This is a genomic window from Flavobacterium album (genome assembly GCF_003096035.1).
Taxonomy (GTDB): Bacteria; Bacteroidota; Bacteroidia; order Flavobacteriales; family Flavobacteriaceae; genus Flavobacterium; species Flavobacterium album.
In genome coordinates, this window is record NZ_CP029186.1 from 1,300,853 (window position 1) to 1,318,395 (window position 17,543).

Annotated in this window: 5 protein-coding genes and 1 tRNA gene; 2 read left to right on the forward strand and 4 right to left on the reverse strand. The window is 46.7% G+C overall.

The window, feature by feature from the left end; translation table 11 throughout:
• Positions 1-19 precede the first annotated feature (19 nt).
• On the reverse strand, positions 20-961 hold the full coding sequence (locus HYN59_RS05750) for a ribose-phosphate pyrophosphokinase (protein WP_108777360.1): 942 nt from the start codon (positions 959-961) through the stop codon (positions 20-22).
• A gap of 218 nt (positions 962-1,179) precedes the next feature.
• Here HYN59_RS05750 and HYN59_RS05755 point away from each other — a divergent pair.
• Positions 1,180-1,259: transfer RNA gene (locus HYN59_RS05755), tRNA-Leu, on the forward strand.
• Between the two features lie 77 nt (positions 1,260-1,336).
• A protein-coding gene (locus HYN59_RS05760; protein WP_108777361.1) for an IS3 family transposase occupies positions 1,337-2,592 on the forward strand; the annotation gives its coding sequence in 2 pieces (ribosomal slippage) (positions 1,337-1,685 and positions 1,685-2,592; 1,257 coding nt in all).
• A 168-nt stretch (positions 2,593-2,760) separates the two neighbouring features.
• Here the strand turns inward: HYN59_RS05760 and HYN59_RS05765 are convergent.
• The 3 genes from HYN59_RS05765 to HYN59_RS05775 all read right to left on the reverse strand — a co-directional run bounded on the left by HYN59_RS05765 (position 2,761) and on the right by HYN59_RS05775 (position 17,399).
• On the reverse strand, positions 2,761-3,615 hold the full coding sequence (locus HYN59_RS05765) for a T9SS type A sorting domain-containing protein (RefSeq protein WP_108777362.1): 855 nt from the start codon (positions 3,613-3,615) through the stop codon (positions 2,761-2,763).
• A gap of 169 nt (positions 3,616-3,784) precedes the next feature.
• Complete coding sequence (locus HYN59_RS05770; protein WP_146185868.1) at positions 3,785-12,730, reverse strand: YDG domain-containing protein; 8,946 nt, start codon at positions 12,728-12,730, stop codon at positions 3,785-3,787.
• Between the two features lie 253 nt (positions 12,731-12,983).
• On the reverse strand, positions 12,984-17,399 hold the full coding sequence (locus tag HYN59_RS05775) for a lamin tail domain-containing protein (RefSeq protein ID WP_146185869.1): 4,416 nt from the start codon (positions 17,397-17,399) through the stop codon (positions 12,984-12,986).
• Positions 17,400-17,543: the final 144 nt, after the last annotated feature.

Genomic DNA, 17,543 nt, shown 5'->3' on the forward strand with positions numbered 1-17,543 from the left:
AGTTAATAAATAAAAAATTCTATTGTAGGAACTTGCTGCTTATCGAGTTGTTGTTCTGCACCATGTGCATTACCTCGGCAAACAAGTTCGCGCAGGTTACCACCCTTATCTTGTTTGTTTCCTGCTTCAGCGGTATGCTGTCGGTCACAATCAGTTCAGATAGCTTTGAGTTCTCGATCTTTTCATACGCATTGCCCGATAATATAGGGTGCGTACAAATAGCCCTCACGCTCAATGCGCCTTTTTCTATCATCAGGTCGGCCGCCTTTGCAAGCGTTCCGCCCGTGTCTATCATGTCGTCTACAAGTACGATGTTCTTTCCTGTCACATCGCCTATAAGCTCCATTGTTTCAATTTTGTTGGCCTCCTTGCGCTGCTTGTAGCATATTACCACGTCGCTGCCCAGGAATTTGCTGTAAGCATAAGCCCTTTTAGATCCGCCCATGTCCGGCGAAGCTATCGTTAGGTTCTCCAGGTTAAGCGACTTTATATAAGGTACGAAAATGGTCGACGCGAACAGGTGGTCTACCGGTTTCTCGAAGAAGCCCTGTATCTGGTCGGCATGCAGGTCCATTGTCATAATCCTTGTCGCGCCCGCCGTTTCCAGCAATTTGGCAACCAATTTGGCCCCTATCGGCACCCTTGGCTTGTCTTTCCTGTCCTGCCTTGCCCACCCGAAGTAAGGTATCACTGCGGTAATGTGCCTTGCCGAAGCCCTCTTGGCAGCATCGATCATCAGCAGGAGTTCCATGAGGTTGTCGCTGCTTGGGAAGGTAGAGCACACAAGGAAAACCCTCAATCCCCTTATCGACTCCTCGAACGATGGCTGGAATTCGCCGTCACTGTATTTAGAGAACGTAACCTTACCAAGCTCCACACCATAGCTTTTGGCTATCTGTTCGGCGAGGTACGTGCTGTTTGAACATGCAAAAATCTTTGCGTCCGGTTCAAAGTACGACATTTTTAATTTGTTGTTTAGTAGTTAGTTAGTGTTGAGTTGTGTAAACGAGGTGCAAATTTAGGAATTTAATCCGACCCCGAAAGTATTTTTACATCTATTTTACCCGAAATTAAAAATTTATTTTTACATTTGCACCCGTTAATGGCCAGCCTGGATGGCGGAACCTGCCGGCAGGCAGATTGGTAGACGCGCACAGCTCAAACCTGTGTTTGATAATTGCCTGGATGGCGGAATTGGTAGACGCGCACGACTCAAACTCGTGTACTTAGGTGTGTGGGTTCGATTCCCACTCCAGGTACAAAGCCCTTCGGAAACGAGGGGCTTTTTTAATTATGTCTCGTCCTGAAAAAAGTTGACTAACCCAAAGTCAACATTATGAAAACACGAAGTCTAAAAGAATTTACATCTCCCCCGGTTGTCAAGTACAGCGAAGCATTTAAACGAGCTGTTGTGCGGGAATATGAAAAGGGGATTTTAAACAAAGACCAGATTCAGGCAAAGTATGGTATTGGAGGTAATTCCAGAGTTTTGGAATGGTGCCGTAAATATGGTAAATTGTACTATCCTAAATTTTCAGCAATAGGCCGTCCGATGAAAGATCCACAAAAGCAACGCATTAAAGAGCTGGAAAAGCAGCTTGAAGATGCCAGGTTAAAAGTTTTGGCCTATGAGAAACTTATATCCATTACTGAAAAAGAAGAGGGTATTAGTATCTTAAAAAAAGACGTTGCCAAACAATTGACGAGCTTTCCAAAACCTACCCAAGAAAAGTAAGTATGTTTTGTGAGTTGTTTGGCTATAGTAAAGAAGCTTATTATAAGCATCGAACCTACAGAAAAATATCAGATACTGAGATAGTACAGCTACGAGAGTCTGTGCTTGCTCTGCGTAGGCAGATGCCACGTCTTGGTGTGCGAAAACTTTATCATCTGCTTCAAAAGCAGGGTAGTATCCATGTAGGCAGGGATAAATTGTTCTCTCTTTTAAGGAATGAAGGCCTTTTGCTTTGTAAAAAACGAAAATATACCGTTACCACTAATTCAAAACATTGGCTTAGGAAATACCCGAATTTAGCAAAAAGGATACATCTTCAAAGGCCGGAACAGTTGTGGGTGTCTGATATTACTTATATTGATACTCTTGATGGTAATGCATATCTTCATCTTGTAACAGATGCTTATTCTAAACAGATAATGGGATATGAACTTTGTGATAATATGGAAGCGTCTTCCACTCTAAAAGCCTTAAAAATGGCTTTATCCAGACGAAAATACAAGAAGGCTGACCTGATACATCACTCCGACAGAGGGCTTCAATATTGCAGTAGGATTTATACTGATTGTCTAATACAAAACGGAATAGCTATCAGTATGACCGAAAATGGAGACCCTTATGAAAATGCTATCGCTGAGAGAATTAATGGAATATTGAAAGAGGAGTTTGGCCTCTCCGATAAGTTTGAAAATATATTACAGGCAAAAGAACTGACAAGCCAGAGTGTCGGAATTTATAATCAACTAAGGCCGCATCTAAGTTGTTCTATGCTGACACCGAGTCAAATGCATAAACAAGATAAGCTCAAGCTAATATTTTTTAAAAATAAAAAGTTCAGACAACTTTTAAATGTCTGAACTTTTAATCAAATTTGAATAATCAAAAATAGTCAACCTATTTTAGGACTAGTCATTATGTCCATACAGAACTTTTGCTTTCTGTGAATACCGCACGACACAATTGGACCCAAAACAAAAAAAGCCACCGGAGGACCCGATGGCTTTTTTTATAAGAGGAGGGATTTATTACTGGACTACAAGTTTCTTTGTAGCAGTTTTGCCTTCTTGCGTGATTTTCACCATATAAACACCCGATGTAAGGTTAGCCACATTTACAGTGTCATTGCTTGTCACAGTGTTTATCACCTGTTTGCCTAATACGTCGAATATTGCAACTGCTTTAGGGGCATCGCTTTCTGTCAGTATAGTAAGCACATCGCCGTTTAGCGGGTTGGGGAACATTTTCAGTGAATTGATAGTGTTTTCATTTACACCGGCTGTGTTATCAGTGAATGAAATATCATCATAATAGATGAATCCGCCGCTCTGGCCTGCTGCCTGCCTATAGGTCCTTATCTGTACACGTACTTTAGCTGCTGTAGCCGGGGCAGTCTGTGTCATCGTCTTGAACACCCAGTTAGGGCTGTCAGAAGAGTAGTTCTCGTCCTGTAGAGTTTGTACCGTATGAGGGTTGGCAGCATTACCGTTCACCTGTGGTTCTGCAAGGGCGCCACCGGAACTATTAGCCGAGTCAAGCCATGTAGTCCATGTCCTTGTCCTTGCATTAGGGCTATTATCAAGGTACCAGTAGCTAAGAGTGTACGAATGGCCCGGGGTTACCGGTATAAGGTTGCTGTATTCAACATATTGTGTTGTTTCCTGCGATGTTTGCCTTACTGAATTAGTACCGCTGTGAACTAATGACGGTGTTGTCTCTTTCGTCAGGTTATCATTATAGATAGGGCTTGTTCCCTGTTCAGTAAAGTTTACCGGATTTGCGTCTGTCCAGTCCTCAAAGCCACCGTTAATAACCTGGTTCTGTGCAGAAGCTGTTAGTCCTGCCATCATAAGGCCAAGTGCAAAAAAGTATTGTTTTTTCATTTTCTTTTGTTTTATTTTTTACAGTGTAAAGGTAATTATGATGTATTTATCCTAAGAAAAGCCAGCATTGTCAAATTGTTAGCTTATGGTTACCAGGAGCAAACACTGTTTTGAAAAAGAAACCCCCGCCGTGTAATGGCAGGGGTTCTTATGGTTGGGGGTTATAGGCTTAGAAGATGATCTTTTTGCTTACTTTGCCTTTAAGGGTTGTCACTTCAACAATAAGCATCTGCTCCTGCGCCTGAAGCCCGCTTATTACAGTTTCGGACGCGTTGATGCCGTCCTGGCTGTAAAGCATCCTGCCCCTAAGGTCATATATCGTAACGCCGGTCATGTCTGTAGTGCCTGAGCTGATGTTTATGCTGCTGCCCTGTTTGTACACTATGATACTGTTGGCATCAACGGCAGGGATATCAGTACCAAGTTCTTCGGCATACACCACGTCAAACCTGTTTTCGAATGTACCTGCTTCGGTAGCAAATTCATAAGCGCTAACCTTAAGGTTGTGCGTTGTGCCAAACAGATTGTCTTTCAAATAAACGTTTTGATTCTGTGCAAACACCCCGTCCATGTGGTCAAGGGTAATGGTATAGCTGCCTGCCGTAGTGGCCTTGTAGCCCATTGGTACAACATCGGCTGCATCAAAGGCCGGCCTTGCCTGTATACCCAGTTTTGATTCACCCGCAAGGGAGTATATCGCTACAGTACCGTCAGTAAGCGCTTTTCCGTCCCAGCCATAGTCAAGGCCAAGTGTAGTATTGTTAGTATAGGCTACCAGTGCCTGGTGGAACTCGCCCGAAGCGCCGGTAATGTTTAGCCAAAGGCGTGAGCCTGTATTGGTTTCATCCTGTGCATTCCTGAACTGCTGGTTGTTGTTTACTGCTACACGCATTTGGTTATTGAATGCTATGGTGTTGCCGTCTGCCTGAACAATAAAGCCCTGGCCGGGGTTGATCACCCAGGTGTCGCTTTCATCAGGGTTATTGAAAACACCGTTACTGCTGTCGCCAAACATGTTGCCGCTGTTTGCGGTATATCCTGAAAGTGTCAGCGAGGCATAGCACGATGTAGCTTCATCATTTTTCTTCCTCCAGAAATATAATGATGTATCATCACCAAGGTTGTTGGCATTGGCCGCATAGAAAGCGGCGATATTGATAGGCGATGGGTAAGGGTTACCTACAGCGTTGTATCCGCCTAATGTTCCGTTGGCAGGAGTAACGGCTACATTTACATCACCATTGTTTGGTGTCCCTTCAAAAGTACCGGTCCATGGTGTCCCTAACTGGCCTGCTGCATAAGCAGGGTGGGTGTTCGCCACGCGGATAAGGTAGCCCGTACCTTCTTCAAACAATGTGGTTCCCGGCACTGTAGCATAAGCATCGCTTAGCGGGTTGTAGTGGTAAAAACGGTTGGGCAGCGTTAGCGGAGAGAATTCTACAAGCGATCCGCCGGTAACAGGAGACGACCATAGTGCATAGTCAAGCCTGAACATTGGCGCACTGTTTTTTATCACAGTGATATCACCTGTATTATCTACATCATTTATCTGGATGAGGTTCGCATTGTTCTCCAATGTAAATGTCCCTCCTTCAGCTACAACAACTGCATTCGTTACAGTAATGTTGCTTCCTGAGCGTACGATCATATTAGCCCCATCTTCTATAGTAAGGCTGGCAACCGCAACGGTATCATTGCCTGTAATTTCCGGCTGGTTTGCACCGGCGGCAATTACAGCGCGTATATATTGTGTAGGTACGTTACCGCACGACCAGTTGTTGGCATCGTTCCAGTCAGATGTCCCGGCAGCGCCTGTCCATGTGTTGGCGCCTATAACTATTGTAGTCGAAACCGTAAAGGCCGCCGGGCATGATGGTGTTACATCTGTCCTTGTAACCGAAGTTACTGTAAGCAGTTGGCCGTCATTCACTCCCCCAAGGGTAACCTCAAAAGAAGCGTTACCTCCGGCATCCGAAGTTACTGTAGCAGTATGGGCATCGGCACCGATGATATAGTCGATGGTAAGCGCTGTATCCGGCAGCAGGCCTGTAAGCGAAACTTCCGAGGCAGCTCCCGCACAGTTCACTGCTACCTGCACACTTGTAAGCGTTGGTTTAGCATTGATCACGATATCGCTTCCGTTATTCGCCATGCTTGCAGTAAGCAGCGATCCGTCAGAGTAGTGTACCACGCGCACCCTGTAATTTCCTGCTGCCAGGTCATCGCCAAGCGTAGCTGTTATCGGGCTTGCAGCCGAAGCGGCACTTATTATGTTAGTGAAGCCAGGAGGGAAGTTGCCCATTGCATCGGATACCTGAACATAGAAGCTTCCTGCCGGCAGGTTGCCTTCTGTTGTAAAGTATAGACTGATGTTGTTGTCGGTACCTGCACAGTAAGGGCCGTAAGCAGCACCCGAAGTGGTTAGTACCGGCGCATCCTGAATCGCTCCGTTCAGCGCAACGGTAGTTGCAGTGCCGCCACCGGATATGGTGATCGTTCCGGTATAGCTTCCTATGGCAAGTCCATCTTTCAATCGTACATAGATGGCAGGGTTATTTGTATTAAAGCTTGCACTGGTGTAAGCATAAGCAAAAGCAGCATCGAAACCTGAACCGGACGTATTTGAGACTTCAAAATAATCAGTTCCGTCAGTCACGGTTACAGTAAGGTCACCGCTTGCCGGGCTAAGGTTGCCTGCCGTAATGTTGTCAAGGCCGACAGCTACCGTAGGCTGGCCGTTGTAGCCAACAAGGCCGATAGTATCCGGTGTTGTTGTAAGCGTTGTGATGTTAACCGAGACAGCAGTTCCGTTGAATGCATTGTAGTTGCCATTGCCGGCGTTCGATGCAATAATATTAGCAGATCCTGCACCAACGATAGTTACCGTTGCAGTACCGTCGCCGTTGTTTACCACTGTGGCTACACCTGTATTCGAGCTGGCCCATGCAGCTACAGGAAGTCCTTCAGCCACGTTAGATTCTAATGTAAATACATATCCCGGCTGCATATTGTCCGGTAGCGGACTTGGTGTGGTATCGAAAGTAATATCCTGTTCCTTCTTGTTCACCTTCAGCTTTAATATTTTCGTATCGCCGTTGGTTGCAGGGGTCGTCACGGTATTGAAATAGCTTTTCGAATTTACCGAAATGCTGTATGGCGTTGCGGAAGCGTCAATGTCATCATTGAATGTAATGATGCCTGTTGCCGGGTCTATCGAAGCTTTTCCATTAACACCTGTTGGGAAAACAGCGCTGAAAGTTACCGTTGGGGTAGCATCGGCATTCACGTTAGTGTCAAAGCTTGCCGCTGTGCCATAGGTTGCGGTAACGGTAGTGGTATTGGAAGTAATATTACTGATCACCGGCAATATTGCCGCCGCAGGGACTTTAGCAACAGATCCTGTAAAGCTGAAATCGTTCACACTAAATGTATTTCCCATGTTTGTACCACCCCAGGCATAGAGTCGGAATTCTATAGGGCCCGTCAGGTTTTGGTATGCCGCTACCGCAAGCGATATGTTTCCGCTTACTCCTGCACCGGCAATATCGGTAGCAAAGTTATCAAGGCTGGATCTTAGAGCGAACCCATTGATAGCGCTGCTCACCTGGCCTGTGTAAGAAAGCTGGCTTAAATTCACCTTAAATCCTGGTACAGGCGTAATAGTAAAAGTAAAGTAAGCCGTAGCATCCAGCGTTGTGGTATTCCATGAATTGGCATTGTACCTGCCACTGCCTGCGGTAGCAACAGCTCCGGGGCCGCGGCCGATACCACTTACGCTTATGATATTCGTACCCACAGGAACTGCAGGTGAGCCCGTAGTACTTGTTGCCACAACATCCCCTATGGTATATGGGTTATAATTGTTCGGAGCGTTATCAGTGATCGCATTGCTCCAGAGGGTTCCTGTAAATACGGTCAATTCAGCTGCGTTTACCAAAAGATTGCCGGCCACATAGGTCATGTTGTAATTCATTGCATCGCCTGTAGTGGCAAACGTAATAGGGTAGGCCCCCACTGCCGAACCTGTAACAGCAGTAGTAGTAAGTGTCGGAGGTGTAAAGTCGGCATCGTCAGCAGCGTTGTCAGAGCCGGCAAAACCTGAGTAGCTTATGGTAAGCGCAGGGTTTGCGGCATTTACTGTTTTCGATTTATTATCCGCTGTCACAGTAAGCGTAGCTTTGTTTATCGTTCCGGTAAGAAGCGGGCTCGGCTGAGTAAGCGTATAGTTGCCTGCATTAGCTCCTGCAAGCAATACAGTTACGTTCTGTGTTCCGGCATTTGCCGAAGCAAATGTTCCCGTATTGGCAGTAACCACGTCGCCGGGTTCAACGCCTACAAGAGTACCTGTTACCGTGGCGGCTGTTGTGGCATTATAGGTTTTAGTTGTTACCGTGCCACCGTTCAATGTCAATGGTTTGGCAGTAATATTAGCTGTAAGTCCAGTCGGCTGTGCCAGCATGTAGTTCGAATTGTCATTGGCGAGAGTATAACCTGTAACGGTTACCGGTTTTGCTATACCTACATTAAAGTTGTTAAAGTTGGCTACCGGGATACCGTCTAACGAAACATCGTCGTTGTTGAGCACACCAACAAGCACCGCATTTCCGCTAAGGGTAGCTGTAGTAGTCTTGTTATATACTTTATTGTCAGCTGTAAGCCCGCTGATGGTAAGCGTTTTCTTAGTGATGTTAGCCGTAAGGCCTGTTGGCTGTATCAGGGTATAGTACATAGCATCCTCACCACCAAGGGTAATCGTTGGTGTTACTTCAACACCATTGGCAACAGCTGAAGATGCAAACGTACCCGTACCTGTAAAGGTTACGATATCGCCCGGGGCAATGCCTGATAATGTACCTGTGATGGTGGCAGCAGTAGTGCCGTCATATACTTTGTTCTGTGCCGCCGCGCCCGAAAGTGTAAGTGTCGATGCGGTAATATCCCCGCTAAGGCCTTCCGGCTGCGTAACGGTATAGTTTCCGGCTGCAGTACCCGATAAAACAAGGTTGCTAACGGCAATGTCTGTACCCGGTGTTGCCTGTGCAAAAGTACCCGCTACTATAGTTACAGCAGCTTCGTCTTCGGCAACAATGCCGTCAAGAACAGCATTTGCTATAGTAGCAATGGTAGTTCCGTTATAGGCCCTGTCTACTACATCGGCGCTTACAACCGTAAGGTTTGCTTTAGCCACATCGGCAGTAAGGCCTGCAGGCTGTGCAAGGGTATAATTGGCAGCACTGCCACCACCCAAAACAAGGGCTCCGGTTACCGGCTTGGCTATACCTGCGTTAAAGTTGTTAAAGTTACCGCCTCCGGTCACTTCAATGTCATCACCGTCAACAATGCCGTTTATAGAAGCTACTGTTATAACAGCATCGGTTGTGCGGTCATATACTTTGTTTTCAGCCGTTGCAGTAACGGTAAGCGTTTTCTTAGTGATGTTTGCCGTAAGGCCTGTAGGCTGTGTAAGTATATAAAACATAGCGTCTTCACCACCAAGCGTGATCGATGGCGTTACTTCGATACCATTGCCAACATCCTTTGAGGCAAATGTTCCCGTGCCAGTAAAGGTTACGATATCACCCGGGGCAACACCTGTAAGCGTACCTGTAATAACAGCATCAGTTGTACCATCGTATATTTTGTTCTGTGCCGCCGCGCCCGAAAGTGTAATTACTGTTCCGGTAATATCTCCGCTAAGTCCTGTTGGCTGTGTAAGGCTATAATTACCCGCAGCGGTTCCTGATAAAACCAGGTTGCTAACGGCAATATCCGTACCCGGGGCTGCCTGAGCAAAAGTACCTGCTACTATAGTTACGGCAGCTTCATCGCCGGCAACTATGCCATCAAGAACGGCGTTTGTTATCGTAGCGTTGGTCGTCCCGTTATAAGCCCTGTCTATTACATCAGCACTTGTAACCGTAAGGTTTTTGGCTGTGATATCAGCTGTAAGGCCGGTTGGCTGTGTTAGGGTATAGTTTGCGGCATCATCCCCTGTTAAAGTAAGGGCAATCGTTACTGGCTTGTCTGTACCAACATTGAAGTTGTTGAAAGTGCCTGCGCCAATTGCGGTAACCACATCGCCAACAGCAAGGCCATTTACGGCGGTTACTGTTATTACGGCATCTGTTGTGCGGTCGTATTCTTTGTTTTCGGCTATAGCCGTAACAGTAATTGTTTTTGCGGTAATGTCAGCCGTAAGGCCTGTTGGCTGCGTAAGGTAGTAGTTACCTGCATCAGCACCGGTAAGTGTTGTAGTTGATGTAACTTCGATACCTGTAGCAACATCTACGGTTGCAAATGTTCCTGTACCATTGTAGGTAACGGTATCACCGGCAAAAATCCCGGTTAGCGTACCGCTAATAACAGCAGGGTTGGTGCCGTCATATACTTTATTGGCGGCCGTTGCTGATGAAAGCGTAAGTTCCGCAGGAAGGATATTACCTGTCTGGTCGCCCGGCTGTGTAAGGATATAGTTATAAGCGCGTGTTCCGGAAATGGAATAGTATGTTGTTACAACAATACCGTTCGCCACGTCATCCGAAGCAAAAATACCGGCACCGGTAAGGCCAACAAGGCCTTCATCGCTGCTTACCAGTCCTGAAAGCGTACCGGTAGCTAGGGCCGATGTAGTTTTGTCATACACCTTGTCGGTTATAGATGGATTTGTAACGGTAATCGTTTTTTTGTTTACCATAAGCCCCTGCGCTACGGCAGAAGCGGGGTTGTAAGTACCGTTACCTTCCTGATAGGCGGTAATGGTAACAGATCCCGATCCTGTTATGGTCACAGTGTTTCCTGAAACTGTTGCTACGTTTTCGTCAGAGCTGGTATACGTTACTGTAAGCCCTGAGCTGGCTGTGGCGTTAAGGGTAAAAGGAGCATCACCGTAGGTTACAGCATCCGGTTCGTTGAATGTAATGGTTTGGTTGGCAAGTCCTGTCTCATTGATATTTGCAGTAAGGCCTTGTGGCTGCGTTAGGGTATAGTTGGCCTTATCAACTCCGTTCAGTGCATATCCTGAAACCGTAACCGGGATAGTGGCATTCGGCCCGATATTGTCAAATACTGCAATCGCAGCCGAAGAGTTAAGGGTAACATCTTCAGAACCTACAACGCCTACAAGTACGGGTATGCCTGTGATAGTTGCATCGGTATCAGAATCAAAATCCTTATCGGCTATAGAGATCCCGGCAATGGTAAGCTCTTTAGCCGTGATATCTGCAGCAAGCCCTGTAGGGTCGGTAAGGGTGTAACGGCCGGCCTGCGCACCTGCAAGCTGAAAAGCAGATTCTACCGGTTTTGCAGTGCCAATATTCTTATTGTTGAATTCGGCAACGTAAAGCGCATCAAGCGTAACGTCATCGCTGCCTACAACACCTCCGGATAGGGCAGCGCCTGTTATAACAGCATCAACGCTTCCGTCGTATATTTTACTTTGGGCAACAGCGCCTGTTACGGTGAGCTGTTTTTTGCTAACGGTAAGCGTCCTCGGGACAGAAGCCGCGGTGCTGTAAACACCGTTGCCCGGCTGTGTAGCCGTAATTGTTATGGTTCCGTTTTTTAGTATGGTAACCGTGTTGCCTGTAATAGTAGCCACGCTCTCATCAGAACTGGTATAAACCACATCAAGGCCTGATGATGCTGTTGCACCAAGGGTAAAATCGGCATCGCCGTAGATTTTGGTGATATTGCTTGTAAAGCCGCTTATCGTCTGGCTTAGCTTATTAATGGTGAAAGTATTACTGGTAACGCTCCAGTCGTTGGTAGCGGCACGCTGTGCGGTAAGTATTAGCCCAGTCCCACCCACGGTGTGCGTAAGCCCTGTAAAGGTAGCAATACCGGTTCCGGCTGCTACGGCAACAGTTACCGGTGCGCCTGTTAAAGTACCTGACGAAGTAAGCGCAACAGATCCTGAATAATCAAGGTCGGTACTGTTGTTGGCATCTACGGCCTTAACGGTAACGTTGGCCATTGCGGCATTCACGGTAGTAGTTGCAGGCTGTGTGCCGAATGCCAGCCTGTCGGCTGTTACTTCAATCTTATTATTATCGCCGGTGTTCAGTGTCTTAACGGTACCGCCTGTTGTAGCGGCTGTAAATGCAGAGCTGCCAGCTCCTGTAGTTACGCCTGTTACTGCAAATGAAAATGCAGTGTTATCGGTTACTGTCGCATTGAATATGGCACGTAATGAAAATGTCTTGGTGCCTCCATCTGGAGCGGTAAGCGAGATTCCTGTAAATGCAGCCGTTGCAGAAGAAAGCGCGATCTCCCCAACTTCTGTAGCGCCGTCATATAGGGCAAGCCTTTTTATGGGTGCGTTGTTCGTAACGGTAAAAGTGATCCCTGAAAGGATGGTGCCGTTAGTGTCTGAGTCAGCAGAGCCCCCGCCATCACGAATGTCAAACTTACCTACTTCTATCGAGTTGGCAGCAGTAATATCAGTTCCCTGGTAGCTAATGTAGTTAATGTTCGCAGGTTCTGTGAATGAAGTATTACGGATAATGTCTGAAGATGTGGAAAATGATGGTAACGATTTTACACGGATATCCTTTACACCTATAAGAGGGGATGAGCCGCTGCCCGTTCCCCTGTCTCCTGTCCACGTTACGGTAAAAGTTCCGTTGTTGGCAATGTTAAGCCCCGTAAGGGTAACGGTTTTTAACGCCGGGGATGATGGGGTATTCGTTTCTGTCTGGTTCCAGGTAAGGCCGGATACGCTGCCCAGGGATGAGGTTACCGTCCAGGCATTAACCCTGGAATCATCGCTGATCGTAAAAGCCTTATACTCAATTTCGAGCGATGTTATCGCCGTCCCTGTTGTATTCTTAAATGTCCCTGTCAGCGTACAGTTCGTCACAGAGCTTGAAGCCCTGTAACCAAAGCCTGCATTGGAAATAGCATATACTCCTCCGTTTGTGGCCGAAGCGGTCCCAACGTAGTTACCCCCCGACCAGGTAAACCCTGACGGAAGCGTTCCGTTCCAGCCGTTGAGGCTGGTGGTGAAATCGGTATTATGGGCGCTGATCAGGACCTGCCCCCATGAGACCATGGCTGTCAAAAAAAGACCCAGCGTGAAAAGGCCTTTTAGTGCGCTTTGATGTAATAGTTTCATCATTGTTTTTAGTTAAATTTTAGATGTGGTTTTAATTAATTTATAGATAGATATTTGTAATAATCTTTTCCTGACAAAGATTTGTTATCTATGTTAAGTATCAGGTAGCTATAGGTTGTATTACTGTAACTGGTGCGTTATTATTTGTTTAGCAGTATGTTACGTATTTGAAGTTATCATTAACCTTATGTTGCTATAACAAAAAAATCCCCCTCCTTTCGGAGAGGGATTTCCCATATATTTAAGATGTAAATGCTTAGTAAGCTATCTTTTTAGTTACTTGTTCATTGGCATCTGTGCCGATCTTAACAATAAGCATCTGGTTTGAGGCGCTTATGTTTTCAAGCACTACTTCATTCTGGTTAAACTTGTCTGAAGCGAAAAGCATTTTACCTGTAATGTCAAATACAGTTACCGAAGTAATAGCTGTATTGGCAGAAGAGATTGTTAACGCACCATTCTGTTTGTACACCATGATGTTGTTGGCATCATTATCGTTAAGGCCCATTGCTATCCTTGCGCCGCTGCCGGCTGCTTCAGTGGCAACTTCAATAACGTTAGAGTTACCGCCTGTATTTCCGGCAACAGCCCTAACCCTGTAGTAGTACGTTGTTCCGGCATCAAGCCCTTCAACAGCCTGGCTGATATCTTCTACAAGAAGGTTTTCATAACCGGGAACAAAAGATGGGGCAATACCTGCATACGTATGTGTACCAAGGTGTGTAACATCATTTTGGTTGTATACTTCCCACTCCGACTCAAGCGTGTCAAAGCCTGTAGCAGGGTTTGCAGTTACGCCTCCTGTTACCGAAGCTTTCCTTACAAGGGTTTTGTCAACCGTAGTGTTAGAAGCGCTTGTCCAGGCAGTACCCGGATCCTGGCCTATTTTACCAATGATATCTACGTTTGATGAGGTAGATATCTTGTAAAGGGCAACAGCATCGTTACCGTTAAAGTTTACCGAAGCAACAACTGTTGCAGCGCCGCTGTATATCGTAGCGCCTGAGTTTTTGATCACTACTGCAGCACCATTGGCAATTGTACCTGATAATACAACGTCATTGCTGCCGGATGCAGTCGTGCTTCCGTTAGAGTATAGCCTTACCCTGTAGTCAGAAAGGTTAACCGGAGCGCCTGTACCATTGTATATTTCAAGGTACTTGTTGGTAGAAGAACCTTCAACATACTCAGAGAAGAATAGATCTGTTGCAGGAGCGCTTGTGCCAAATGTTGCCGATGTGCTCACGTCAAGCCTGTAAGCTTCTGCGCCTTCCACTTCTTCCCAGTTGGCTACAAAGCTGCTTTCCGTTACGCTAAGTGCAGGGTTGGCGATAGGGGCTCCAACACCATTGGTAGTAAATGTGCTGTCAGCGCTGTATGACGTACCACCGTTGTTGGTAACATAAGCCCTTACATAATAGGTTGTACCGCCAACAAGGCCTTCAAGGTCTGTGGTGTAGGTGCCGGTACCTGTACCGAAATCGATTAGCTGCGATACGCCCGGGCCTGAAATTGCAGGATTGGCCGTAGTAGCATATACGATACCTCTTTCGGTGATATCAGAACATCCCGAAAGGGTAGCTTCAGATTCGATTGTAGCTGTAGAAGCAGAAGTAGCATCAGCATTGTTGACAACCACAGTAGCAGTAGTATTGATACCGCTTCCTGATGCTGCTACGTTAATGCTGTCGGCACCACCACCGCTTACAGGGATGTTCCCTGAATAATCTCCTACAACAGCAGGAAGGATCTTAACATATATTACCTGAGAGTAAGTTCCTCCCGTCTGGCCAAGGTTAAGTGTATCTGTATAAGTAATGCCATCTGTAGAGAATGTATAGCCATCAAGCGGGCCTACAACAATGTTATCTTCAGTAAGGAATGAACCTGTGATCGTAAAAGTCTCCGGCCCATCTTCGCTGTCGATACAAACTTCACCGAAGGCAGCAAGCGCCGAAGCAGAAAGTGTAGGGTCTGTATTTGCAGTTGTAGCTACTTCAATAACGTTAGAGTTACCGCTTGTGTTTCCGCCAACAGCCCTTACCCTGTAGTAGTAAGTTGTTAGCTCGGTAAGTCCCGAAACAACCTGGCTTGTACCTGTAGTTACAGCGAGGTTTTCATAACCGGGAACAAAAGACGGAGCAATGCCTGCATAAGTGTGCGAACCAAGATGTGTAATATCATTTTGGTTGAACATATCCCACTCGGTATCAAGTGTAGGGAATCCTGTGCCTGAAGGGTCAACAGTTACACCGCCTGTTACGGTTGATTTTCTCACAAGGGTTTTGTCAACTGTAGTATTGGTTCCTGTCCAGGCAGATCCCGGGTCTGTACCAATGTTACCAAAGATATCAACGTTTGACGCGGTAGATATTTTGTAAAGGGCAACAGCATCGTTACCGTTAAAGTTTACCGAAGCGACAACCGTAGCAGCGCCGCTGTAAATAGTGGCCGCTGAGTTTTTGATAACAGCTACAGCGCCGTCAGCAAGAGTACCTGATAATTGTACATCGTTAGCCGTACCCGAGGCAGTCGTGCTTCCGTTAGAATAAAGCCTTACCCTGTAGTCGGCAAGGTTTACGGCTGCACCTGTGCCATTGTATATCTCAAGATATTTGTTAGATGAAGAACCTTCTACATATTCAGAGAAGAACAGGTCGGTAGTAAGGCTCATAGTACCAAAGGTAGGCGATGTGCTCACATCAAGCCTGTAGCTTGCAGCGCCTTCAACAGCATCCCAGTTAGCCACAAAGCTGTCATGTTCCACGCTTGTAGCAGCTGTAGCAACCGCAGCGATTACGTTAGCAGTAGTAAAGCTCATTTGGGTGCCATAAACTGTTCCGCCATCGTTAGTGGCATACGCTTTTGCATAATAAGTAGTACCGCCTATAAGCCCGTTAAGAGCGATAGTATAAGTACCTGCACCGTCGGCAGTATCAGCAACGGCAGTCACGCCCGCTCCGCCCAGTACAGGGTTTATGGCAGTGCTGTAAACAACACCTCTTTCTGTAACATCTGTACAGCCCTGTGCAGTTACGTTGCCTTCAACTTCAGCCGTAGCAGCAGTAAGTGCTGTAGCAGCTACCGTAGCCACTGTTCCTGTAGTGTTTATACCTGTTCCTGTTACCGCAACAGCAACAGCATCTGCGCCGCCGCCGGTTACATCGATATTACCATTGTAAGAACCAACAGTCGTCGGTGCAAAGGTCACATACACGTCTTGTGTAAGTGTTCCAGTCTGAGGGATAAGAAGCGTAGTTGTGTAAGTACCCGTTTCTGTAGCAGAGAACGTGTAGCCTGCAAGCGGGCCTACAGTAATATCGCCGGGAGTAAGGTTAATACCGTTAAGGGTAAATATGCCGGTACCCTGGGCCACATTTATACAAACCGATCCAAAACCTGCAATTGTACCTGCAGTAAGTGTAGGAAGCGTATTAGCCAGTGTAGTGCCTTCAGCGCCCGTGCTGAAAGTGGTTTCAACCGGGGTAGAAGCATTGTTCCTTGCTTTTACGCTGAAAGTGTAAGTAGTGCTGGCAGTAAGCCCTGTTACGGTAGTAGTGCCCCATGCAGCAGCTGTCCTCCATACGGCTGTAGCGCCAAGTGCGCCGCTTGCCTGTACATATTGTCCGCCTGCTTCTATTATTGCATATTGTGTTGCAGCCGGGTTGCCGGTTTGCGTAGTAGCTGTAACGGTTACATCAAGTGTAGTGATGCCTGCGTTGTTAACAGTAAGTACTCCCGGTACTTTGGCCAGTGTGTAAAAGCTCGCGTTTGCTCCATTGCTGGCAGTACTGCCTACAGTACCTACAGCCCTGAAGTTGTATTGTGTATTAGGTGATAAAGAAGATATTGGCGCGCTTATGGCAGTAGCTGTAGTACCTGTTACAGACGATGGCGTTGCGGCTACACTGTTTCCGTAGCTTACAGTAGTTCCCCAGTTGAAAGAAGCAGCAGTAGTATTGCTGTTCGCATTGATAGTACCATTCAGCGTGGCTGAAGATGTTGTGATCGAAGTCGCTGCTGCTGTAGTTACGGCAGGGGCAGAGCTCCATGAAAGGGAAACATTGTCAAGGGCGATACCGTCCCTGCTTCCCGAACCGCTGATCTCGTTGTAGCTCCAACGGATCCATACATTGCCGCTGATGTTGCTCAGGGCAGAAATGTCGATGTCGGTGTAAGCAGTCGTAGTACCTGCGGCAATTGTTCCCGAGGCATAAGCGCCACCGGTTACGGCTGTAAAGCCTGTAGTAGCCGAAGTAGTGCTCACTTCAAGGTTAAACGAGTTGCTCCTTGAGTTTTCGATGATCTTAACTACATCATAGGAGATCTTAAGGCCGCTCTTGCCGGTAGTGTTGGCAATGTTGAGAACAATAGAGCCCGGCACAAAAGAGCTGCCCGAACCCAGGATACCGATACGTGACACAAAGTTGTAGTTGGCTCCCGAAGTAGAGGTGCCGCTGCCTACTGTCATCGAATTGTCCACTGTCGAGCCGTTGTAGGAGGTCCATCCCGTTGGGTAGGATGTTCCCGACGCGCCCGGCGTGGTGTTGAAATTTTCGGAGTAAGGCGACGACCCCGGAAGGGTGACCTGGCCCCACATTGCCGACGTTGCTAATAGCACAACGGCCAGCATACAGGCATTGAGGAATGCCTTGTGTAACTGTGTTTTCATAAAAAATAATTTTGGTTTGTTTGCATTGACTATCAATGTCATACAAACTTATGGAGTATCTTTTGTGAGGTATTAAAAGTCAGGTTGTCTTACTGTAAGGTCGCAGTTATGATTTTCTGAAGCTAAAGTTAGCTGCTTAAATTT

Excerpts from the sequence above, each read along its gene's own strand:
- HYN59_RS05750 (WP_108777360.1), bottom strand. The coding sequence starts at position 961 with ATGTCGTACTTTGAACCGGACGCAAAGATTTTTGCATGTTCAAACAGC.
- HYN59_RS05765 (WP_108777362.1), bottom strand. The coding sequence starts at position 3,615 with ATGAAAAAACAATACTTTTTTGCACTTGGCCTTATGATGGCAGGACTA.
- HYN59_RS05770 (WP_146185868.1), bottom strand. The coding sequence starts at position 12,730 with ATGATGAAACTATTACATCAAAGCGCACTAAAAGGCCTTTTCACGCTG.
- HYN59_RS05775 (WP_146185869.1), bottom strand. The coding sequence starts at position 17,399 with ATGAAAACACAGTTACACAAGGCATTCCTCAATGCCTGTATGCTGGCC.